Source organism: Paraglaciecola psychrophila 170 (genome assembly GCF_000347635.1).
GTDB classification, from domain to species: domain Bacteria; phylum Pseudomonadota; class Gammaproteobacteria; order Enterobacterales; family Alteromonadaceae; genus Paraglaciecola; species Paraglaciecola psychrophila.
Window position 1 is genome coordinate 3,970,228 of sequence record NC_020514.1, and the last position, 23,921, is coordinate 3,994,148.

Sequence of the window (23,921 nt, forward strand, 5' to 3'; positions counted from 1 at the left end):
CTACCATTTGTCTAAACATATAAAAAAGCCAAAGATTAACAACCCTAGAATGTTGCACCACCGAGGGGGAAGAGCGCTAATGCTACACAGAGGAAAAGATAAGCAAATCCCTTTAAACTACTCGAATTAAATAGTTTTGTTGCTTTTCTCTGTGCAGCGAAGCCTCATCTTTCTCTGTGGTGCAAAATATCCTTAATCTTGGTCATTTCAACATTAAAGCCAAATGATTTTGCACCACCGAGAACACAGAGCGCTAACAACACTACACAGAGGAAAAGATAAGTAGATCGCATTAAAACACTCGAATCAAGAAGTTCTTTTTTGCTTTTCTCTGTGCAGCGAAGCCTCATCTTTCTCTGTGGTGCAAAATATCTTTAATCTTGGTCTTTTCGTCATTTAAAGCCAAATGATTTTGCACCACAGAGAACACAGAGCGCTAACAACACTACACAGAGGAAAAGAAAAGTAGATCGCTTTAAAACACTCAAATTAAGTAGTTCTTTTTGCTTTTCTCTGTGCAGCGAAGCCTCATCTTCCTCTGTGATGCAAAATATCATTAATCTTGGTCTTTTCAACATTAAAGCCAAATGATTTTGCACCACCGAGAACACAGAGCGCGAACAACGCTACACAGAGGAAAAGATGAAAAGATCGCTTTAAAACACTCAAATCAAATAGTTCTTATTGCTTTTCTCTGTGCAGCGAAGCCTCATCTTCCTCTGTGGTGCAAAATATCCTTAATCTTGGTCTTTTCAACATTTAAAGCCAAACGATTTTGCACCACAGAGAACACAGAGCGCGAACAACGCTGCACAGAGGAAAAGATAAGTAAATCCCTTTAAACTATTCGAATTAAGTAGTTCTTTTTGCTTTTCATTTAATAGCTTGTTTGCGCCATAATAGATAAACAACAGGCACAATAATTAACGACAATACTAACGCGCTAGCCATGCCTCCTACCATTGGTGCAGCAATTCGACTCATCACTTCTGAGCCCGTGCCTGAGCCATATAAAACCGGTAATAAGCCTATCATTATGGTGGCCACCGTCATCATCACAGGCCTAACCCTCAGACCCGCGCCAAACATGACCGTATCAACCAACTCTTCGAGACTAGGTTGAGTGTGGTTATTTTTATGGGTTTGCATTAACTCACCATAGGACTGGTTGAGATACACCAACATGATCACACCTATTTCTGCTGCCACACCGGCCAATGCAATAAAACCAACACCCGATGCCACTGAAAGATTAAAGCCTTCTAAGTATAGCAACCAAACACCCCCGATTAGGGCCAAAGGCAACGTGCCAATGATAATGGCGACTTCAGGAAGACTGCGAAAGTTTAGATACAGTAAAACAATGATAATCGCCAGTGTTAAGGGTAATACATAGGCCAGTTTCTCTTTAGCCCGCTGCATATATTCATATTGCCCTGCCCAAGTTAAGCTATACCCCGCTGGCAAATCCAACTCTGACGATAACTTTTGGGTAGCATTTTCAACGTAGCTTCCAACATCAATGTCTTTAATATCAATATAGGTCCAGCCATTTATTCGCGCATTCTCACTTTTTATTCCAGGCGGGCCATCTTCTATGTATATTTTTGCTACGTCACCTAAAGCTATGCGTTGACCACTGGGCGTGACAATCGGTAACAATGCGAGTTGTTCTGGTGAATCCCGATAACTTTGTAGGTAACGCAAGTTAATGGGATAACGCTCCAAGCCTTCTACCGATTCGGACACATTCATACCGCCAATAGCAGTCGATATAACTTGTTGAACATCTGAAATATTGAGACCGTAACGAGATGCAAGTTCACGCTTAATATCAACCTTAATATAACGCCCACCTGCGACCCTTTCTGAGTACACCGATGCTGTACCCGGTATCTGTGAAAGAATTTGCTCAATGTCTTTTCCAATGCGTTGAATAACAGCTAAATCACCACCTGCTACTTTTATACCCACGGGTGTCTTAATACCTGTTGCGAGCATATCGATGCGGGTTTTTATTGGCATCACCCACGCATTTGTCAAACCAGGAATTTGAACTAGCTTATCCAGTTCTTCGCGCAGCTTTTCGGTTGTCATACCTGCACGCCATTCGTCTTGTGGCTTAAGCTTAATGAAGGTCTCTATCATTGTCAGAGGCGCAGGATCAGTAGCCGTTTCGGCGCGACCTATTTTACCGAATACATGTTTGACTTCAGGTACGGTGGCAATCAGTTTATCTGTTTGTTGTAAAATCTCACGAGCCTTACCTATTGATAAACCAGCATAAGTAGTCGGCATATACATTAAATCGCCTTCATCCAAAGGAGGAATAAATTCACTTCCAAGTTTATTAATAGGATAAAAGCCCACCACAGCAACCATCAACATAATCACCATAGTACTCTTAGGGTTATTTAGCACTAAACGTAATACAGGAAGGTAAATAGCCACTAATAATCTGTTTAAAGGGTTTTTCTTTTCGCTCACAATTTTACCGCGAATGAAATATCCCATCAGCACAGGCACTAAGGTAATGGCTAAACCTGCTGAGGCAGCCATGGCGTAAGTTTTAGTATAGGCAAGTGGAGCAAACATTCTGCCTTCCTGTGCCTCTAAAATAAACACCGGCAAGAAGCTCACTGTGATGATCAATAAGCTAAAAAATAACGCAGGCCCTACTTCAGAAGCAGACTTTGCCACTATCTGCCAACGGTTGTCATTGGTAAGGGGATTTTTTTCAATGTGTTTATGCATGTTTTCAATCATCACTATTGCGCCATCGGTCATCGCACCAATAGCTATTGCAATGCCCCCTAGTGACATAATATTAGCGTTAACGCCTTGCCAATACATAATGATAAACGACACTAAAATACCTATCGGCAAACTAATAATAGCCACAATAGATGAACGAATATGAAACAAAAACGCCGCGCACACTAAAGCAACAATCAGTAGTTCCTCACCTAGTTTCGACCATAGATTATCCACCGCCCGAGTAATCAAATCTGAACGGTCATACACCGTCACAATTTCAACTCCCTCTGGTAAGCTATCTTTTAAAGTTGCTAATTTTTGCTTCACCCCGGCAATGGTTTGTTGTGCATTTTCACCGAAGCGCATCACCACTACAGCACCTGCCACTTCGCCTTCACCATCAAGCTCTGCAATGCCTCTGCGCATTTGTGGACCAAGGCGAATATCCGCGACGTCTCTGAGTAACAAAGGCGTGCCTTTAATATTCAAACCCAAGGGAATAAGGGCTAAGTCTTGAATCGATTGAATGTACCCAGAAGCACTGACCATATATTCAGCTTCAGCCATTTCAATCACAGAGGCCCCCACTTCCTGATTGCCCTGTTTGATGGCTAGTTGAATAAGACTTAATGGGATGTCATAGGCACGTAATTTGTCTGGGTCGACTATAATTTGATACTGCTTTACCATCCCCCCAATCGAAGCGACTTCAGATACCCCAGACACTGTCTGCAGCTCAAATTTGAGAAACCAATCTTGAATTGAACGTAACTGACTAAGATCATGCTTACCGGTTCGGTCTATTAATGCATACAAATAAATCCAGCCCACACCAGTTGCATCAGGGCCTAGTTGCGGCTTTGCTGCTGCAGGTAGACGTGGCGCGACTTGTGACAGATATTCCATCACTCTGCTGCGCGCCCAATAGAGGTCGGTTTTATCATCAAAGATGATGTACACAAAAGAATCACCAAAAAATGAAAACCCACGCACCGTTTTTGCCCCAGGGACTGACAACATTGCAGTAGTCAGAGGGTAAGTCACCTGATCTTCGATTACTTGGGGAGACTGCCCAGGATAACTGGTCTTAATGATAACTTGCACATCAGACAAATCAGGTAGGGCATCAACAGGTGTATTACGTATCGCAAACAACCCAAAGCCAATAATGATAAACGTAGCCAGCAATACAAAAAACCTATTGCTAATTGACCAATGAATAACGCGTTCAATCATGATTATGCTCCTGAGGAGTTAACGCAAAATCAGTGATCAAGAAGTCACCGTCTCGAATTTCAAAAGTGAAGTGTATTTTGTCACCTTGTTGTAATTCGGTTAGAGACACACTATCGGCAAAAACAAAATCTAACGTTGCCGCACCGCGCCCCCACTTTTCAATAGGCCCACGACTAATATTCGCCACCCGAGTCTGCAGGTTGATTTGGTTAATCACACCTTCAACATCTGCTGAGTCTACGTTGTCAGGGGCGTCGTCATCTTGAATCTTATCTGCTTTTTTATATTGAATATTATCTTCTGGTGCTAAAGACATACGCATAAAATCAGATTGGATACTGCTTTCAGAGTCCAATAAAAACTGCGCTGAAATCACCACTTGCTCACCCACTTCAACGCCATCTAATATTTGCGCAAACTGATTGGTGACTTGTCCCAGACTCACCTCAACAGATTTGTATTGGCCTTTTCCCACAACTAACACCACTCGATTTTGAGTCCCGGTGCGAATAACCGCTTCTTTAGGTACCAATAATTTTTGCTGTGTAGAGTCGTTATGAATGATGACCTGTGCAAACATATTTGGCTTAAGCAACATATCCTCATTGGCAAAACGTAACCTGACACTCAGCGTCCGAGTTTGAGCGTCCAGTGTCGGGTAGACATAATCAACTTGCCCTTGCCATGTTTTTCCCGGCACGAAGCCCAGCGTCATAGTAACCAACTGACCGACCTTAACCTGTGCTGCTTGACGTTCAAATACCTCAGCTTTGACCCACACATCATCCAATGCACCGATAGACATTAAAGTGGTGCCAGGTTTTACGAAAAAACCTTCCCTAATGGCTAGGTTGTCGATCACCCCTGATTGCGGAGCCTTAAACACGATGGTTTGTTGCACTACCTGATTGGTTTTAAGTTGTCGTAAGCTTTCTGCGGGCATTTGTAATGCTAACAAGCGACTTTCTGCCGCTAGCGTTAACTCTTGATTGTTGCGCTTTTTGGCTAGAAGATACTCCTCCTGTGCATTTACAAGTTCAGGTGAATATAAAGCATAAAGAGGCTCGCCTTTACTCACCTGCTCACCCGCGGCTTTGATGTAAAGCTTTTCTATCCAGCCCTCAACACGAGGATGCACATGCAACAGATTATTTTCATTGTATTGCACGTAACCTACGGTTTTAATACTCTCCTGAAGTATCGCTAGCTTAACCGTTGCAGTTCTAACACCTAAATTATTGACTACACTTGGCGAAATTCGCACCACACCAGGATCGTCATCTTTCGTAGAGTCTGCAAAAACAGGCACTAGGTCCATGCCCATAGGTGACTGTCCAGGTTCGTCACGTCGATAATTGGGATCCATAGGTGCTACCCAATATAGAGGGTTAGGCTCTGCAGAGCTGGATGTAGTCATATCCATTTCTGTGGATAAAAATTGTGAGTAAATAGTCGCGGTTAATATGGCGCCGCCAACGCCTCCAACAATTACGGCATATAACGTTTTCATCGATACTCTCCCTGGGGAAATGAATTTGTGTGGCCATCTAAAAAATACCCAAGTTGCATGCGTATTTTGTGCTTTTCAATTTGAATATCGATCAGATCGATTTGCGCAGTGAGCTGAGCAATACGAGCACGCATCACGTCTGAAAAGTCGCCATCATCATGGGTATAGGCGTTCAAAGACGCATCAGCTTGCTCTTGAATTTGTGGCAATATAGCGTTTAAAAAGCCATCTTCACGTTGTCCAAAGCGGATTTCTTGTTGGTATAAACTTAACATTTTGGCCAGCATTCGTTGCTGTAATAAACGTTTATCGGTCTCTATTGCTTGTGATGTTAGGCGAGATGCAGCCACTTCACTGTCTTGTTGTGCAGAACCAAAAATAGGAATATCCACAGTAATACCAAGAGAAAAGAAGTCAGCACGACTTTGCCCAAGTGGGTCGTCATCTCGGTAGGCATAACTGGCGTTCACACCCCACTGAGGTTTGTATTTTTGTTTCGCTAACTTAACGGCCGTGTTGCCTGCCTTAGCTGATTGTTCGATAGCAAGTAGGGAGGGATGACGCCCTAATAAGTGCAACAATCCCATGTTGTCGGTTCGTTCTAAAAGTAGCTTTATGTCAGCACCCAGTTCAGGGGATAATGGCAGTGCAATGTTTTCTACAAATGTGTCAGATACTGCCAGTTGCGCAGATGCGGGAAGCCATTCAGACAAGTTTGTCAGTGCGCTATCACGCTGGCTATTTACAGCGGTTAATCTGTCATCTAATCGTGCCAACTCAAGTTTTGCGCTTATGACATCTTGTTGTCGAGTATTACCTTGAGCAGATGAATAACTCGCTTTTACGATATCGACTAATTGCTCGAAGAGCACCCGATCACGCTTAATCAAGCGGATTATTTGATCAGCTTTAGTCGCATCTAACCAAAGTTGTGAAACAGTCACCAGTATTTTTGCTTTTCTATCTTCTCGTTGATATGGATATTGGTCAGCCTGATAGCTGAGTTGTTGTTGCTTAATAGCCAAACTGTCACCACGAGGAAAGGCTTGAGCTATTCCCAGTTTAAACTGCGTCATGGGCTCTTGGTTAAATGCAAATCCATCAGATGGCAAATTTAGCAAGCCCATTGAAAGCATCGGGTCTGGTAAATAATTGGCTGCTTTACTCGAGGCTCTAAGCGCTTTTTCTTGCAGCTGATTTCCCGTTAACCAAGGATCATGCTGAATCGCTATTTTTACCGCGTCTTGCATAGTTATACTTGGGATAGTTGTACTTTTGATAGGAGTGCTTTGGATAGTTGTGTCCGCAAATACGCCAAAGGATAAAGTACCAATCAGCGCTAAAAACATACGCAGCGATGACCACGAATTATGGAATTTATGTGTCTGTTGCATGGTTAATCCATGTTGCCTAGTTATGCCAAACGCAACAATGCTAGGGAATTAAATTCAAGGGGAAACTCGGCGCGAACGCCAGCTAATAAGGAACGCAGTCACTGTCTATTTAAAGACGGATCTGTCCTGTGTTAGCCAATAATAGGGGGTCTACGTAGAGAGGCCTGAAATGCGTCTTGTATTGAAAACAGGTAAAAACCTGATGAGTCTGACACTATGTTTACAGCGGTGACGCTAATAAATTGAGTAAATGTTACAGAGGCACATGTGCCTGTAAGACAACTACATTCTTGATCGCAACAGTCCATAGCCATGTCTTGTTGCGTATTCATATGCATACTATGTAGCATATGAATATTCATCTCAGCCTCAAGCGGGCTGTGAAGCATCGGGTCCATACTTTCGGGGTCCATATCACCGACATGCGGTCTACTAGAATGAGCATTGGATTCACAAGGCGCAAACGCATAGGCGTATGACTGACTGATTAACAGTGCCATAATCAAAACCCATGTCGAAACCTTATTTGTCACCAACTGACCTTTTCCCGCTCACTAATAAATTAGAGGATACCATAATATGAAAAGCTGTCTATTTTGAAACTAATCTTTGGAAGATTTAATCTCGTCCTCTTCACTAGCGTGGTCTTCAATATACATATCTTTATAATATTCAGGTGGAAAACATTGTTGCTTACCATCCACCACATTTTTACATGTCAAAGTAGTTGCCAGACTCTTTTTTTCAAATAGTGGCTTGAAGCCTTCTTTAGAAACGGGGAGTTGCGTCACTAAAGTTGTGATTAAATTAGCATCTTGCTCAAACCCCTCAATTGTGAAGAAAAGTTTTTCCTTACTTGCATCCACATTATCTCCGTCATCTCCATCATGCAACACAGACAAAATTGCCATATCAGTGGCAAACCCTAAAACTGTACAACTGTTTGCTATTAAAATAAGGCTACATAACGCTACTATTTTTACGAATTTCATATTTATCTCTAATGTTGAAAACATTAGCATATCCTCCAACTTCAGAGAGAAGGATATGCAATCACAAAAATTTACTGTCTAAGTTGCTGATGGAAGCTGTCGATATCTGTGACCTTGATTACACCTTTAGGTTCAACAAAGGCTTTATCGGCAAACTTAGTACCACGCATTTGGATAAGTACCTGACCGAAATCTTTCCCCCCTTCAATACGTTTATAAAGGTTTAATACGTCTTGCAAAGTGGTTTTTTGTATTCCCGCAATCAGTCGTTCTCGGCTATCGAATTGCCATTGCTGTTCGCGCCAGTCATCCGTAAATTTGCCCATCTCTTCGGAAAGGTTTTTTGCAGGCTGGGTTAAAGTTATCAATACACTATTTTTAATTGTCGTAAATTCTTCTAAAGTCACTGCGGCTAACTGCTCAGAAAATCCTTTGCGGAATAACGCAATTCGTTCATCTACTTCTGCCAGCCCTTTCGCGGGTGATTGAATATAATAAGCCAGCAACATTTGTTCTCTAAATGTTTGACCAAAAAAGCCCACTGCATAGGCCAGTTGCTCTTCGGTTCTGATTTGTTTAAATAATGCAGGGCTAATAATTTGTGATAACAGTCTTGCTGCAGCTAAATCAGCATCATTTCGCGGCGCTAAGTAGGCATTGATTAAACCTATGTCAGTCATTTCTACGTTTTCTTGCCAGCTGAAGATTTTACCCGCTTCAACTTGCAGTACTGGCGTTTGATACACTTCGGTTATTTGACGGTTTTCAGGTAGTTTACTCAAGACCAAATCGGACAACTCGCTCACTTGTTGTCCAGAATAATTACCAAAAGCAAATACCCGCAAGTTAGCTTGTTTTAACAACTGATCTCTAAAGACTGTCATATCGGAGGCTGAAATTTGGTCCACTTCAGCAAGTAATGCCTCGTCACTAAACTCGTCTAAGTTCACCATTTGACTGAATTTAGGAAATAACTGATTCATTAAAATTTGACGTTTACTGCTTTGAATATCTGACTTAAAGCTCGCTTTAAGATTAGCTAATTCATTTTCACTTATATCAAACGCTAGAATCTGTTTTAGTGCACTAGCCAACAACAGCCCTTGTTTATCAGTAAAGCCGCTAGCAGTGAGAGATAGACCATTAGATAAACTGGCATTTAATCCCATGCCTGCAGCGCCTGCTTCAGATTGAAGCTCAGTTAACTGTTGACCTAAGCCTCGGTCTAAGAGGTTAGCTAAAACATGATTTTTTGCGCTAGATTTAGTCAACCCGGTGTTTAAATCAAGGGTCACCCGACCCTTTGGCTGCTTGAACAACGCTGAATGGCCTAGGTGTAATGTATGTCCTAGCTGTGACACGAGTTGCGCAGGTTTATCAGTATGCGTAGCTGCGACCAATTCAAAGCTTTCTGGCATCAGACTGTTAGCTCTTGGCAAAGCTAAAGCGAACTGCAAAGACAATTGTTGCCACTTTTGCTCTAAACCACTACTGATATCTTGCACACTGTATTTACCCGCAAAATACTCCATACTCTGCTCACCAGGTTGCTGTTTATCTATGTAAAAAATGCGCGCGTTATCCAACGTTAATTGGTCGAGTACAGCTTGGATCGCCTGAGGGTTAAAACGCTGATATTCGTAGGCACTGCTTAATACATATTCAGCAGGAATGTGTTGCAAGTCAGCAGCAATTTTCATCGCATAGTTATAATCATTGGTTTTTTCTTTAAAACGAAAACTATTGATGAGTGACTGTTTAATTTCATTGAAGTATCGTGGGTTAACGCCTTTTTCCCGCAATAACCGTAAATATTGAAGTACTGCACCCATGACGTTGTCACGATTTTGTACACCGGTTTCGGTTAAATCGATGTATAAAGTGAAACTGCCCGCATTACCATACTCATCCGCATCAAAGGTTGAATACACTGCATCACTTAATCCTGCATCACGTAAGGTTGATGCTAAAGTGCCAGGCATTTCGTTGGCCAGTAAATAGTTGACATAACCATTAGGTTTAACCGCAAATTGTTGGACATTATTTTCAATCACAAAATTCATCCGTAACTGCTTCATGTCTGTTTGCGGAATGTAATGCACCACTTTTTTCAAATGTTCGGGTTTAGCTACCGCTGCGGTCATTTTTGGACGAGGGGTATTTTTATTCGGTATTTTGCCAAAATGCTGTTTAGCCAACTTTGTCATATCAGCAATAGGTAAATTACTGATCATCGCGCCTTTCATTAAGTTGGCGGAATAATAAGTGTTATACATATCGACCAAAGCAGCCTGTAGCTTTTTGTCTTTTTTATCCACTAACGAGTCTAGGTTGCCCCAATTGAATTGTGAAATGGGATGCTCTGGATTTAAAGTAGATCCGTTCAGTTGTTCTAAAATGACCCAATCATTAGGACTTTTCATGGTCCATTCTGAATGCACCGCATTTCGCTCTTTATCAGCATAACGTTGGTCTAACGTCGCTTCATAGAAAAATCCACTAAAGCGTGACAAGGCTTCATCATAGGCATCGTTATTAACGGCCACCATATAATTGGTGTGGTCTAACTGCGTATAAGCATTTTGACTGCCGCCATTACGGCTAACAAACTCACTATAATCACCTACAGTGGGATAACTGGAAGTGCCTAAAAATAACATATGCTCAAGATAATGGGCCAAGCCACCAAATTCCTTGGGCTCTTGTAATGACCCAACAGCCACACTAAGGGCGGCGGCTGACTTTTCGATACTGGGATCAGAAACCAACATAATTTCTAGCTGGTTATCTAGCACTATGGACGCGTATTCACGATTATCAATAGGACTTTTGACTATTTTACTTTGCAGTTCAGGCTGAGTTGATATAACCACAGGCTTAGCTTGGTCAGTTGAGCCACAGGCATTTAACATGATGCTAGCGCCAATCAAAAGGACGAAAAAGGTGTTGCGTCCGGTTAATACGGTCATAAGATTTCCTGATATTATTACTTCGAAGATATGCAGTGTGGAAATATACCCTATTCTTAACTATAAATGGGTATCAAAAACTGTTAGAAAGTGTGTTTGTGTGGAGTGTGGGATGGATTATCACCACAGAGCATATCGGATGCCAAGCGCAGCTGCTGCGGTGAATTTTATTTTGATTTAGAAGCCTAAACCATAGGCTCTTGGTCAGCGCCTTCTTTCTCTATTTCAGTAGGCATTAAGTCTTCCTTGCTGATACCTAATGTTAGAGCCACTAAGCTAGCAACGTAGATTGAAGAATAAGTACCAATTACCACACCAAATAATAAGGCTGTAGCAAAACCATGAATAGTCGCGCCGCCTACAAAGAACAAAGCAAGCAACACTAAAATGGTGGTCAAAGACGTAATAATGGTACGGTTTAAAGTTTGTGTCAGTGAAATATTAATTATCTCTTCCGGCTCACATTTACGTACCTTGCGGAAGTTTTCACGGATACGGTCACACACTACTATTGTATCGTTGAGTGAATAACCTATTACAGCCAGTACGGCAGCTAGTACGGTTAAATCGAACTCTAAACCTAATACTGAAAATAACCCTAAGGTAATGATGACATCATGCGTTAGCGCTGCGACTGAACCTAGAGCAAAGCGCCATTCAAAACGTAATGCCACGTAAATAAGGATACAAATTAGCGCCACTAGCATAGCAAGTCCACCTTGTTCGGTGAGTTCATCTCCTACACTAGAGCTGACATAAGAACTACCGCGCATTTCTGCACTGCTATCTGCCTCTTTTAATACTTTAATAGCCGCGTCACCTAATTCAGAAGGCTTTACACCTTCTCGAGACGCTAAGCGTATAAGTACGTCTTGGCTACTACCAAAATTCAGAACCACTGCATCATTAAAATCTGATGCTTCTAGTTGTCTGCGAATTTGCTCTAAATCTGCAGTTTGTGTATAACCTACTTCAATTTGAGTGCCGCCAGTAAAATCTAGTCCCCAGTTCAGCTGATTAATGGCCAAAGACGTCAGCGAACCAATAATCAAAAACAGCGACAAAATAGCCGCTGGTTTTTTCAACGACATAAATTTAATAGTTTCTTTCATGTTTAATAATTGCATGTTGCTGCTCCTAAATTGACAGCTTGGTCAGACGTCTACCGCCCCACCATGCATTAACGATGACACGAGTCACAATGATCGCAGTGAACATTGAAGTAATGATCCCGATCATCAAGGTAATAGAGAATCCTTTGATCGGACCTGTGCCTACTGCAAACAAAATCAACCCAACCAGGAAGGTCGTAATATTGGCATCTAATATGGTTGAAAACGCACTATCGTAGCCGTAATGAATAGCTTGTTGCGGACTTCGCCCATCTTTAACTTCTTCACGTATTCGTTCAAATATTAGTACGTTAGCATCTACAGCCATACCCACAGTTAACACTATACCTGCCATACCAGGCAACGTTAGCGCGGCAGCAGGGAACATTGACATAACGCCAATAATCATCACTAAGTTAAGCGTCAAAGCGATATTGGCAACAAAACCAAATTTTTTGTAGTAAATTAGCATAAAAATCAGCACGGCAATAAAGCCATAAACAATAGCTTTTGTCCCTAAGTCGATATTTTCTTGACCTAGGCTTGGACCGACTGTGCGCTCTTCAATAATTTGAATCGGTGCAATCAAAGCCCCTGCTCTTAATAGTAATGCTAAGTCATAAGCTTCTTGCGGAGAGTCTAATCCGGTCGTTTCAAACTGATTTCCGAACACACCGTTGATAGTAGCGACACTAATGACACGCCTTTCTTCTTCAAAAATAAGCTTGTCGTCTGCGTCTCTCTCACCGGTGGTTTTAAATTCAATAAAAACCACCGCCATAGGTTTGCCCACTGCACGTTTAGTGAAGTTAAGCATCTTGGCGCCACCTTTGGAGTCAAGTGATATAGATACCTTGGGCATACCATATTGATCGACACCGCTGTTGGCATCGATAATTGAACTACCGGCCACTATGACTTGTTTCTTAAGTAACTGCGGACCGCCTTTGTCATAAGGTAACAATTCAGATCCAGCAGGCACGCGGCCATTAATGGCATCACGCACGTCATGTTCAAGGTCTACTTCACGATATTCTAGGGTAGCTGTAGCGTTCAAAATTTCTTTGGCTTTGGCTGTGTCTTGAATACCCGGTAGTTGCACAACGATGCGGTCAGGCCCTTGCTTTTGTACTGTTGGGTCAGACACACCTAATTGGGTTACCCTATTACGAATAATAGTGATGTTTTGCTTTACCGCGTAATCGCGAGTCTCAGCTAGTTTTTGATCAGACATATTGGCAAAAATAACTAAACCAGTTCTTTCAACAAACACTAAGTCACGATTACGGTTTTTAAGGAAGAACTCTGCACTATCGAGTGTTTCTTGATCGCGAAAATAAATTTCGACCCCGTCATCCAGTTGTTTTACTGTACGGTAACGAATACCTTCATCACGTAATGCGGTTTTAAAATCTCCCGCCATATCTTGTAACGTTTTAGACAGAGCTGATTTCATATCCACTTCCATTAGAAAGTGAACACCACCTCGTAAGTCCAAACCAAGTTTCATTGGTGTACCACCCAAACTTTCTAGCCAATCTGGTGTGTCAGGTGCCAAGTTCATAGCAACAATATAATTATCACCTAAAGCTTTATCGATTTTTTCGCGAGCCACTAACTGGGTATCAGAGTCCTTCAAACGAATAAGTATTTGATCGTTTTCTAGCACAATACTTTTACTGGATATATTAGCAGCAGCAAGTTCAGCTGTGACTTTTTCGACTACAGCAGCATCAAGAACCGCATTTTTTCCTGCAGATATTTGCACTGCATGATCTTCGCCATACAAATTCGGAGTGGCGTATAAAGCACAAATGCCGATCACGAAGACCACCAAAAAGTACTTCCATAGCGGAGTTTGATTTAACACAAGAAATTCCTTCCGTTCTTCCAATAAAAAAGGGGCTTTACGCCCCTATTCGCTATCTATATTTAGATAGCCTTCATAGTACCTTTAGGCAGAACCGCTGAAACGGCTGACTTTTGAATAACGATATTAGTCGTATCATTCAAGCCAATTTCGATAAAATCTTTTTCATCAGATACTTTTATGATTTTACCGACCATGCCGCCTTGAGTTAACACTTCATCACCTTTACTTAAGGAGGTGACTAAGTTTTTGTGTTCTTTAACACGCTTAGCTTGTGGGCGATAAAGCATAAAGTAAAAAATCAAACCAAACACACCCAGCATGATCAACATTTCAAAACCACCACCGGCTGATCCACCAGCATCTTGCGCGTAGGCATTGGATATAAATAAACTCATAATTTCCCCTAATTTTTGTAAGTTTTAATTGTATTAATGCCAGTCAGCTTTTCAGTTGAGGCACAGGCATATCTTTTAGTGCATAGAATTCGGCAACAAATGCATCGAGTTCGTTAGCGGCAATGGCATCTCGCAAACCCTGCATTATACGTTGATAATAACGTAAATTATGAATTGTATTTAAGCGTGCGCCAAGTATCTCATTACATTTGTCCAAGTGGTGTAGATATGACCGAGAATAATTTTTACAAGTGTAACAATCACATTTTTCATCTAATGGACCAATATCAGTTTTATGTACCGCATTCCTGATCTTGACCACGCCACTGGTAATAAACATGTGTCCATTACGAGCATTACGCGTGGGCATCACACAATCGAACATATCAATACCACGGCGTACCGCTTCTACGATATCTTCGGGTTTACCGACCCCCATCAAATAACGAGGTTTGTCAGCAGGAATTTGATTAGTCGTGTGATCCAGTACTTTTATCATTTCGTCTTTTGGCTCACCAACTGATAAACCGCCTATGGCATACCCATCAAAACCGATATCTTCCAATCCTTGCAACGATACATCACGTAAGTCTTCGTACATACCGCCTTGGATAATACCAAACAACGCAGATGGGTTATCACCATGTTCTTCCTTACTACGTTTTGCCCAGCGCAAAGACAACTCCATAGACACCTTAGCTTCACTTTCCGTCGCTGGATAAGGCGTACACTCATCAAATATCATCACAATATCTGAGCCTAAATCACGTTGCACCTGCATCGATTTTTCTGGTGTAAGAAGGATTTTTTCGCCATTGATAGGTGAACGGAAAGTCACACCTTTTTCAGTGATCTTACGTAAGTCCCCCAAGCTAAACACCTGAAAACCGCCTGAGTCAGTCAGAATAGGTTTGTCCCAATGCATAAAATCGTGCAAATCACCGTGTTGTTTGATGATGTCTGTACCCGGACGCAGCATAAGATGGAAAGTATTGCCTAAACAGATATGCGCACCTGTCTCGTCTAACTCTTCTGGTGTCATGCCTTTTACCGTACCGTATGTACCCACTGGCATGAAAGCCGGTGTTTCGACCACACCACGCTCAAAAATCAACCGGCCACGGCGAGCTTTACCGTCTGTATTATCTAATTCAAATTTCATTAATTATCTCAGCTTACCGAAAAACAGTCCGATGGCGAAACTGGATGCTAATTATGTGCGTACATATTTGAATGCAACGCACTATTTAGCAAGCCATGCTTAAAAACGATGCGAGATTATATACGAATCAGTCTTAGGTTTGAAAACTTATCATCGTTAATTTGAGCTTCATTCGATAACTTAGATACCTGACACGATTTAAACCTTGGAATCAGCAGGTGCATCGACAGTGACATAGGCCTACTCTGCATACACTATTACGAGGACGCAATAAGTTAAACAACACCACTACCAACATCACTAACATAGTGGTTAAAAATCAATTATATTAGATAGCCTTAGTAAAAAGTTAATCATTCACCTTGGCTAAATCACATGATAAACAATCAGTTAGATTACTTAGACAACTCTGAAACAACGCCAAAAACTGAGCCTCCCACGTTCTTCAAGAAATACTGGCCACGTTTGCCAACGCAGATTATTCCTTATCTACGTCACAAGTTTTCACAACTGACTCTATCCCAATGGATGTACTTGTTTGCCTGTTTATTGTTACTGGTTAACGTTGATCAAGACATCAAACAGGACTCTGAATTATTGTGGGTAGGAGCTATTGCCGGAGTGGGGCTGATTAGAGAGCTTTGGCATGTGTTTAATCGCATCTGGGAGCACATGTTAGGTAAAGCCCTAATATTGGTGTTGTACGCCGCAACAGCTAATTTTGCTTTGGCTATATCAGCCCTTAAAATTAATGTTATTACGGGTATCGAACCTGGTCCTTTTATTTTTACATTAGGGTTTGCCACCCTGATTATGCTGCCGTTTTGGCTATTATTGAGCTCCATCATGTTTTTTTCTGTAGCTTTGGTTACTGGCAACTTGTGGCTAGTAATCGGGGTTCTGCTACGTCCATTTGGCGTCAAAATCAAAATACATTGGGAAGACAAAACATTTGTTTTAATTACCATGATACTCAGGCTGATATTGATCCCTTACGTGATCATGGCAATTTTTTTTATGATCGTGCCCTACGCCCAGCAAATAGAGCTGTTTGAACAACCTATTGCAATGCTCAAGAAGTCTTCATCAGACGAGAGACATCAACAAGACAAACTTGACGAGCAAATAGTATTGGGCGAAACAGCGTCTAAAAACGTCAGACTCACCTTCAACAACAGTCCGTTTAACTTACCAGTAGACGAACAAGGTCATATAAAGTGGTTAGACAAATTGATTGCAGGCTTTATTTATCACTTTGAAACGTACCCCAAATCAGCTTGTATAAAATCTGCTCAGCAACGAAGCTTACCCATAGATGAAAATTCTATTTTACTGGTCACTGAAGACGATTCAGCTTTAGGCTATCGGTTCATGGTTGGCCCATGTGTCGGTAATTACTCTAATGTTGAGTCACCTCAAAAAAACTGATAATGGGATATACAAAAATTAACTAAAGTTACATGGCCTTATTCATTAGATAAATCATCAAGTTAATTCTGTCGAATATTATTTTACATATATTTAAATATGTAAAATCAGTTCCATTAAGTGTGAGAGTAATCTACGCTTAACTTTATAATTTAAGGGGTATCTGGATGGGCAATTGTTAGTATTTTCAACTTTTATTCGTCCCAAAAATCTGTCTCAAAAAATGATGCGCGTGATTTTTTCCATTTATTTAGGTGTAACTTGTCTTATTACAGGTATCCAATTCCTTACCGAATATTTAAAGACTCAAGATTCAATCTTAAGTGAATTGAAACAACTAGAAGAGACTGTCCGAGAACCTATTTCTTCCAGTTTATGGCAATACAACCAGAACCAGCTGGGTGTATTAGTCGCCGGACTCATCAAGATGCCCATTATCGAGGGTGTAGATATTTTCGATAAGCATGCCCAAACGATGATATCTAAGAGGTCCTTCACTCCAGTCTCAGCCCCGACATCCATTTTTGATACAAAAGCAGATTTATCTTGGACACTAAATGATCAACAAATATTTCTTGGGTCGCTGGTACTTTACTCGTCTTCAGAAGTGGTTTTAGATCGAGTTCTATTTGGTTTTTCCTTAATTGCCATTACCGCAATTATAAAATTATCGGTTTTATTTTGGCTGTTTATTTGGGCCTTTGATCGTTATTTGGCACGTCCTTTAAAAGAACTGATGTCGCAAGTAAATGAGGTTCAATTAAACCAAGATGTCAGTAAACGGATTATACTTTCAAACACCGATAGTAACGAACTCAGTCAACTTCAAAATCATATGAATATGATGCTCAGTGCCATTGAGAAGGATCAGCAGCAATTACTAGAAGACGAGCAAGCCAAACGTAATTGGCTAGAGATGGCTGTCGCAAAGCGCACTGAAGAACTGCAAATTTTAAATGAAAAACTCAAAATATTAGCTAAAAATGATTCTTTGACGGGGATTTTAAATCGCGGAAGCTTTTTTGAAGCAGCAGAACATCTGCTGCTACTTTCGCAACGCCGAGAATCGCCTGCCTCTTTTATTTTGATGGATTTAGATAATTTTAAAATCGTGAACGATACCTTCGGCCATTTCAGCGGTGATAAAGTACTGATTCATTTTACACATACCATTCATACCTTTTTGAGAGAGTCTGATCTTTTTGGGAGACTTGGAGGGGAAGAATTTGGCATATTTCTCTCTGATACTGGGATTGATGACGCCTATCAGCTAGCCGATAAATTACGACATGCCATCAGTAATTCAGCTTTGGAAATTGATGGTGAAACAATTACCTATACTGTGAGTATTGGTATTGAGTCTTCCGAGCTAAAAAACATTTCAATTGACGAGTTATTTAAAAGCGCCGATTCGAAACTATATGGGGCTAAAGATAAAGGGCGTAATTATGTCGAAAGATAAAAAAACATTGCTACCTTTATTGTTTATGCTCTTTTTGACAGGTACCAGTACAGCCAATATTTATCACACTAAGACATTAAATGTTTGCTATGACGAGTGGCCCCCGATGACTATGTTTACCTCAGAAGAGTCTGCTGCTCGTGGTGTAGTTATTGATATGCTTGACCAAATATACACATCAAAAGGCTATACCCCTGAATATTTTGAGGTGCCTCTGGCAAGAGGATTAACAATGGTGGCCGATGGTCTGTGCGATATGTTGCCAGAATACGTCTATTCAAAAAATTCAGAAAAAGACTTTGAGTATGCCACCGAAGCAACATTTGTATACACCTCAGCATTTGTTGTCAGACGTGACGACTCATGGGTTTATAATGGTATTCAATCTATTAAAGGTAAACGTATTGCAACGGGTCCGGGTTGGGATTACAGCTCAATGAGTGTCGCTTATCAAAATTATATTGATGATCCAAATAATTCGAATTTAGTTGAACTGATTGCTGGTAAAGATGATGTAGTTGACAGAATACTTCGCATGATTAGAGAAGGTAGAGTCGATTTATATGCGGACAATGATCTCGTACTACAGTATGTTTTGAATCGACTTAATTTAAATGATGACCTAAAAATTGTGCGCCCCGGGTTGGAAAATAAATTAATGGAAATCCCTATTTTTTCAAAAAAAATACCACTTGCTAAAAGGCAGGAACTAATAAAAGTTTGGAATGAAGGTCGCTTGGCGATGAAAGGCAAAAAAGAAAACATGCTGCTAAAAAAGTATAACGTTACATTTGAAGAGTAGCACCCGCAGGTGACCTTCCTGTGTCAGGATTGTTGTCATCGAAAATAAACATGTCATTCCCTGCTTTATTTATCACTTTGATATTTACCTAAAATCAGACCCTACAACCTAGCTTATGTATAAAATAGAATTCGATTTTACTGGTCATTGAAGACAATTTTTCATTAGGCTACAAGTTTGCCGAAAGGCTCTGTGTAGGAACCTTTTCAGATACTGTCCTCCAACTATTAAAATAATAGGTACCAACATCGCTTTTTTTGGCAAAAGCGCCTAACAAAACCCAGCCACTTATTTAGGACTCTGATTAAGTAAATTAAATGTTGTGTCGATAAATAGATACCGATCCTATGTAGTAAATTGGTTTTAGCAAAATGTAAAGTTGGTCTAAAGTATTGATACTTGTGAACTGTAAAAACACTTCAACTTATGACTACACTTTTTATGATGTAAACTCGCGTTGTAAAATCCAAGTAATAACTGAGTTTATAGAGAAATCCATCGATTAATCAAGGTAGTAGCTAATATGTACCTTAACAAGTTTTCTATACGTCAAAGGCTTTTTATTGCTTCAATATTTCCACTTATCATCACCTGTATTGCACTGCTGTCTATTATATTTACTCAACTGAATAACTTAGTAGAAACAGAAACTCAGTCAGCGCAAAAACTTCTCACAGACTCTAAAAAGGCAGAGCTTAAAAGCATTGTTGACATAGCCTATAATACGGTCAAACCCCTTTATGAGGACGGTGCTAGTCGAGAAGATGCAGTTAAACTAATGCAACGTATGCAATTTGGTAGCGATGGCTATATCTTTGGTTATGATGGTGATTCGATTAGGGTGTTTAGCGGCTCTGGAAGCGCCGGGATAGGCAACAGTTATCGCGACTTTAAAGACGTAAACGATGTTTATCTCATTAATGACTTGATCACGGCTGGACGAAGAAACAGGTTAGGAAACGGCAATGAATTTGTTACCTATCATTTTCCTAAACCTAATGAAAAGATTCCTTCACCTAAATTATCTTATTCTATATTTTTAAAACGATGGGATTTAATGATTGGTGTAGGTATCTACGTCGATAGTATTGAAAAAGAGTCGGCTGTATTTAAAGCACATGTAGAGGAAGTCAGTACCACACTGATTACCTTAGTCACTATTATATCTGTGGTATTGATTGGTTTAATGATTGTCCTAAGTACTTTTATCATAAGATCTATTTTGAACCCACTAAATACTGTATCTGAATCAATTCGCAAACTTAGCGAGGGCAATGGCGATTTAACCCAACGTGTCCCCGTGCAAGACAAATTTGAAATGGGGGCCTTAGCTTGCAACCTCAACTCTCTACTTGCTTCATTACAAGCAGATATGAAGCGTGTATATAACATCGCTGTTGATGTTAATCGTGAGACAGACTTATTAGTCAAACAAGCTGACAACATTAAAGCGGTCAGCACTCGACAACAATCTGCGGTTGAGTTAGTGGCATCGGCTTCAACTGAAATGACGTCCTCCTCTAACGAGGTATTAAATAATGCAAGAAATGCAGCAGAGGCAGCAAATTTAGCAAATAGTCACGGCATAACTGCATTAGAAAAAGTTAAAAAGAGTAGCAGCGAGATGGAGGAGTTGATGGTGGAAATCAGCAAAGCCAGTGATGTGGTGCGAGAAGTAGGTGGTGATGTTGAAAATATTGGTACCATTTTGCAAGTTATAGAAAGCATCGCTGAACAGACCAATCTACTGGCGCTGAACGCAGCAATAGAAGCAGCCAGAGCTGGCGAGCAAGGACGAGGCTTCGCTGTTGTTGCAGACGAAGTAAGAAACTTAGCCAGTAAAACTCAGGGAAGCACTGAAGAAATTCAACAAATGATTACCAAGCTGCAAAATGGTTCTAAGTCAGCTGTAGCAGCTATGCAGCGTAGTATTACGTGTAGTACCGCAGCAGAGACGAGTGTAGCTGAAACATTCACTACGCTAAATAATATAGCAGAATCTGTGACCATTATAACTAATATGAATACTCAAATTGCTAGCGCTTCAGAAGAACAAAACTCTGTGGGCAATGATATAGGAAAACGAATAGTTGAAATATCGACACAAACAATAGGACTGATAGAAATAGCGGAAGAAAACAATAAAACATCTGAAACCTTGCGCAGCAAAGCGAATGAATTGGATGAAATTGTGAGCCAGTTTAAGTTGTAAGGTAACGTTCAAATCTTAACATAACATGCCTAGCCCCTTTCAAAGGGACTAGGTTATTACTGGTAACTTATTCATTGTGCAGACAACAAGTTGTATCCACCCGAAAACATTCAACCAAACTATCTTTCTTTTCTTTCCAAAAACATCGCGTCTCCATAACTAAAGAATCGATACTCTTGCTCGATGGCTTGCTGATAAGCACTTTCAATATTTTCTTTTCCACAAAAAGCGCTGACTAACATCAGCAAGGTAGATTCGGATAAATGAAAGTTGGTTAACATGGCGTCTACCAGTTGAAATTCATAACCAGGGTAGATAAAAATATCAGTATCTGAAAGAAAGGGAGCCAATTCAGTCCCCGCTTTAAGTGACGCTTGTGCTGCTGATTCTATCGAGCGCACCGAGGTTGTGCCTACTGCTACAACACGTTTACCTGCAGCCCTAGTGGCTAAAATGGCATCCACAACTTGTTGTGATACTTCCGCGTATTCAGAATGCATTTTGTGCTCTAGGATATTGTCTACTCGTACCGGCTGAAAGGTGCCTGCGCCCACATGCAAAGTAACAAATTCTGATTTCACACCTTTGTCTTTAAGTATCTTCAAAATATCTTCATCAAAATGCAAACCAGCTGTAGGTGCCGCGACTGCACCTGGCACTTTGTTATACACTGTTTGATAACGTTCTTTGTCTGAGTCTTCGTCGGGGCGGTCGATGTAGGGTGGTAACGGCATATGCCCAAATTGTTCAAGTAAACTTAAAACTGGCTCATCGTTTAAAAATTTTAACTCAAACAAAGCATCATGTCTGGCGACCATTTCAGCCTGCACCACACCTTCGAGTATTAGCTTGCTGCCTACCTTGGGAGATTTACTTGCTCTAACGTGAGCCAATACCCGGTGTTCGTCTAAGACTCGCTCAATCAGTACTTCAACTTTGCCTCCCGATTCTTTTTGACCTAAGAGCCTTGCTGGAATAACGCGGGTATTGTTAAAAATCAGCAAATCACCTTCGTCGATCAACTCGACAATATCCGAAAATTGCTTGTGAACAACCTCCCCCTTATTGCTGTTAAGATGCATCAGGCGGCTACTACTGCGCTTTTCAGTAGGATATCGAGCGATAAGGTTTTCTGGTAAATCGAAATGGAAATCAGATAGTTTCATAGTGGACTCTTCATTATTTGAAATATATTTTACGTATCTTTTTTAATACCTGCAATCAAGTATGCATACCCTATTTGTATTGCACATAAAATCTACTGAATTATGATTACAACACAGTTAGATTATTGACGTACTCTCCCAAAACTGTTCTTTACCCGGCGCATTGATTCAATGTATCCGGGTTTTTTTTTGGCGCTAGAACAACCATGTTTAGCGACTATCATTAGCCAAGCACATTGCAGTATCAGTTAGCTTAGTTACACATTTGATTGCCAGTTATGTGTCAATTACGTTTGGCATATTTGTGTTTAAAACCAAAAAGTAGCTTTAAAAATCTATTGTTGTGTCGAGTGGTTTGGACACAGTGAGCGAAATGGCTTGGGTAATTTCATAGCCAATTGAGCACAATTAACCGTGGACAATGTCATTCATTGGATTTTTTGTGGGCTCTTTACATTTAAGCTCAAGCCAGGATTAACTCATTTATGGTCAGTAAAATCGACGTCTAACATAAACTCAATTAGGGCAGGATGTTAAGGCAAACCTCCCTATTTTTATTCTAGTGGACTGCCTAAATCGGTAAAAATGTCGATAATGTCATCTCGCTCAATCTTGCGCATATTCAACACATACATTATTTGTAACAACAAGTCTGCCCCCATAATCCCTTTATTAACTTTATTTCTTAGGTTGTCTGCGCTTTGATGTATCCCTATATTAGATAGTCTGTCGCTGAGATCTTGGTACTTAGTACCACGCTTTGACATTTCAGCCTTAAGCAGGCGCTGAACCAGTTGTCGCCAATCGGCAGCAAGCGATGGTATTGTACTATCTGTTTTTTCATGCGCTGTTTCATGATTTTTTTGAGACATAATATTAAGCTTACCAAATAACCAAACGTGAATTATAATTTACATTTAAAACATATAAATATCAAATGTTGAAAATATAATTTGACATAATAACTTTAAACTAACTAAACTGTGACACGTAATATCACTGATGGCTAACATCTTTGAATTACAGTTTAGTCATTAGCCTTACAGGAGAGTAGCCATGACTTGGGATCTTAACCAACTTGAGACCCTTTTAGCAGACAACCAAGATTTGGTTGTGACTAAAGAAGAAAACTGTTTGTTAATCGCAAACAGTGACGGAATAGACGCTTGGTTAGCCATTAGTGGTGAACAAATATTGGTAGAATCACTTTTATTTGCCAAGTCTGAGGTCAAAGATTGTACCGTATTAAATGAAGAAATTTTAAAAACACACATGATATTCCCACTCACCACTGTAGGCATATCACAGGTAGCGGGTGATGAATATTACACTGCATTTGGCTCGCTAAGTTCGCAGTCAAAAGCTGAAAGCGTCGTCATTGAGCTAGCTACTCTATTTCAAAATGTCGAAGCATTTTTAGATGCTTATCAAGATCATTTGAAATAGAACTT

17 protein-coding genes are annotated in these 23,921 nt (G+C 40.6%); 5 read left to right on the forward strand and 12 right to left on the reverse strand.

The annotated features are described in order from the left end of the window. Positions 1 to 873 precede the first annotated feature (873 nt). From C427_RS17420 to tgt, 10 genes are all read right to left on the reverse strand, one after another. Positions 874 to 3,993: an efflux RND transporter permease subunit gene (locus C427_RS17420; protein ID WP_015431125.1), complete on the reverse strand. Its 3,120-nt coding sequence runs from the start codon at positions 3,991 to 3,993 to the stop codon at positions 874 to 876. After that, entirely contained in the window at positions 3,986 to 5,503 is a 1,518-nt protein-coding gene (locus C427_RS17425) for an efflux RND transporter periplasmic adaptor subunit (protein ID WP_007641158.1), read from the reverse strand. The genes C427_RS17420 and C427_RS17425 overlap by 8 nt, the downstream gene beginning before the upstream one ends. After that, on the reverse strand, positions 5,500 to 6,897 hold the full coding sequence (locus C427_RS17430; RefSeq protein WP_226991241.1) for a TolC family protein: 1,398 nt from the start codon (positions 6,895 to 6,897) through the stop codon (positions 5,500 to 5,502). The genes C427_RS17425 and C427_RS17430 overlap by 4 nt, the downstream gene beginning before the upstream one ends. A gap of 131 nt (positions 6,898 to 7,028) precedes the next feature. Further along, on the reverse strand, positions 7,029 to 7,397 hold the full coding sequence (locus C427_RS17435) for a hypothetical protein (protein ID WP_015431126.1): 369 nt from the start codon (positions 7,395 to 7,397) through the stop codon (positions 7,029 to 7,031). A 102-nt stretch (positions 7,398 to 7,499) separates the two neighbouring features. After that, positions 7,500 to 7,913, reverse strand: a complete 414-nt coding sequence (locus C427_RS17440) for a hypothetical protein (protein ID WP_007641152.1) — start codon at positions 7,911 to 7,913, stop codon at positions 7,500 to 7,502. A gap of 47 nt (positions 7,914 to 7,960) precedes the next feature. Continuing rightward, positions 7,961 to 10,858: an insulinase family protein gene (locus C427_RS17445; RefSeq protein WP_007641150.1), complete on the reverse strand. Its 2,898-nt coding sequence runs from the start codon at positions 10,856 to 10,858 to the stop codon at positions 7,961 to 7,963. A 185-nt stretch (positions 10,859 to 11,043) separates the two neighbouring features. Continuing rightward, entirely contained in the window at positions 11,044 to 11,985 is a 942-nt protein-coding gene (secF, locus tag C427_RS17450) for a protein translocase subunit SecF (RefSeq protein WP_007641142.1), read from the reverse strand. A 10-nt stretch (positions 11,986 to 11,995) separates the two neighbouring features. Continuing rightward, complete coding sequence (secD, locus tag C427_RS17455; RefSeq protein WP_034899942.1) at positions 11,996 to 13,840, reverse strand: protein translocase subunit SecD; 1,845 nt, start codon at positions 13,838 to 13,840, stop codon at positions 11,996 to 11,998. Positions 13,841 to 13,902: 62 nt separating this feature from the next. Then, complete coding sequence (gene yajC / locus C427_RS17460; protein WP_007641139.1) at positions 13,903 to 14,238, reverse strand: preprotein translocase subunit YajC; 336 nt, start codon at positions 14,236 to 14,238, stop codon at positions 13,903 to 13,905. Positions 14,239 to 14,281: 43 nt separating this feature from the next. Then, a complete protein-coding gene (gene tgt / locus C427_RS17465; protein WP_007641137.1) occupies positions 14,282 to 15,400 on the reverse strand; it encodes a tRNA guanosine(34) transglycosylase Tgt in 1,119 nt (372 codons plus the stop codon). 375 nt (positions 15,401 to 15,775) lie between these two features. Here tgt and C427_RS17470 point away from each other — a divergent pair, with 375 nt between their 5' ends. The 4 genes from C427_RS17470 to C427_RS17485 all read left to right on the forward strand — a co-directional run bounded on the left by C427_RS17470 (position 15,776) and on the right by C427_RS17485 (position 21,304). Then, positions 15,776 to 16,828 carry an ABC-2 family transporter permease gene (locus C427_RS17470; protein WP_226991240.1) on the forward strand — a complete coding sequence of 351 codons (1,053 nt, stop codon included), beginning with the start codon at positions 15,776 to 15,778 and terminating at the stop codon, positions 16,826 to 16,828. Positions 16,829 to 17,003: 175 nt separating this feature from the next. Continuing rightward, positions 17,004 to 18,290, forward strand: coding sequence for a GGDEF domain-containing protein (locus C427_RS17475; protein WP_007641134.1), 1,287 nt, complete (start codon positions 17,004 to 17,006; stop codon positions 18,288 to 18,290). After that, the gene (locus C427_RS17480; protein WP_007641125.1) at positions 18,277 to 19,092 is read left to right on the forward strand and encodes a substrate-binding periplasmic protein; all 816 of its coding nucleotides are present in this window, start codon (positions 18,277 to 18,279) and stop codon (positions 19,090 to 19,092) included. Before C427_RS17475 ends, C427_RS17480 begins: the two co-directional genes overlap by 14 nt. Before the next feature lie 523 nt (positions 19,093 to 19,615). Next, positions 19,616 to 21,304, forward strand: a complete 1,689-nt coding sequence (locus tag C427_RS17485) for a methyl-accepting chemotaxis protein (protein WP_007641124.1) — start codon at positions 19,616 to 19,618, stop codon at positions 21,302 to 21,304. Positions 21,305 to 21,423: 119 nt separating this feature from the next. Here the strand turns inward: C427_RS17485 and queA are convergent, their stop codons facing one another. Together queA and C427_RS17495 are read right to left on the reverse strand one after the other, a co-directional pair. Further along, entirely contained in the window at positions 21,424 to 22,470 is a 1,047-nt protein-coding gene (gene queA / locus C427_RS17490) for a tRNA preQ1(34) S-adenosylmethionine ribosyltransferase-isomerase QueA (RefSeq protein WP_007641123.1), read from the reverse strand. A 554-nt stretch (positions 22,471 to 23,024) separates the two neighbouring features. Next, positions 23,025 to 23,342, reverse strand: coding sequence for a DUF6471 domain-containing protein (locus C427_RS17495; protein ID WP_007641122.1), 318 nt, complete (start codon positions 23,340 to 23,342; stop codon positions 23,025 to 23,027). A gap of 184 nt (positions 23,343 to 23,526) precedes the next feature. Between C427_RS17495 and C427_RS17500 the strand changes: the two genes are divergently transcribed. Beyond that, the gene (locus tag C427_RS17500) at positions 23,527 to 23,916 is read left to right on the forward strand and encodes a YjfI family protein (RefSeq protein ID WP_007641121.1); all 390 of its coding nucleotides are present in this window, start codon (positions 23,527 to 23,529) and stop codon (positions 23,914 to 23,916) included. The last annotated feature ends 5 nt before the right edge of the window (positions 23,917 to 23,921 follow it).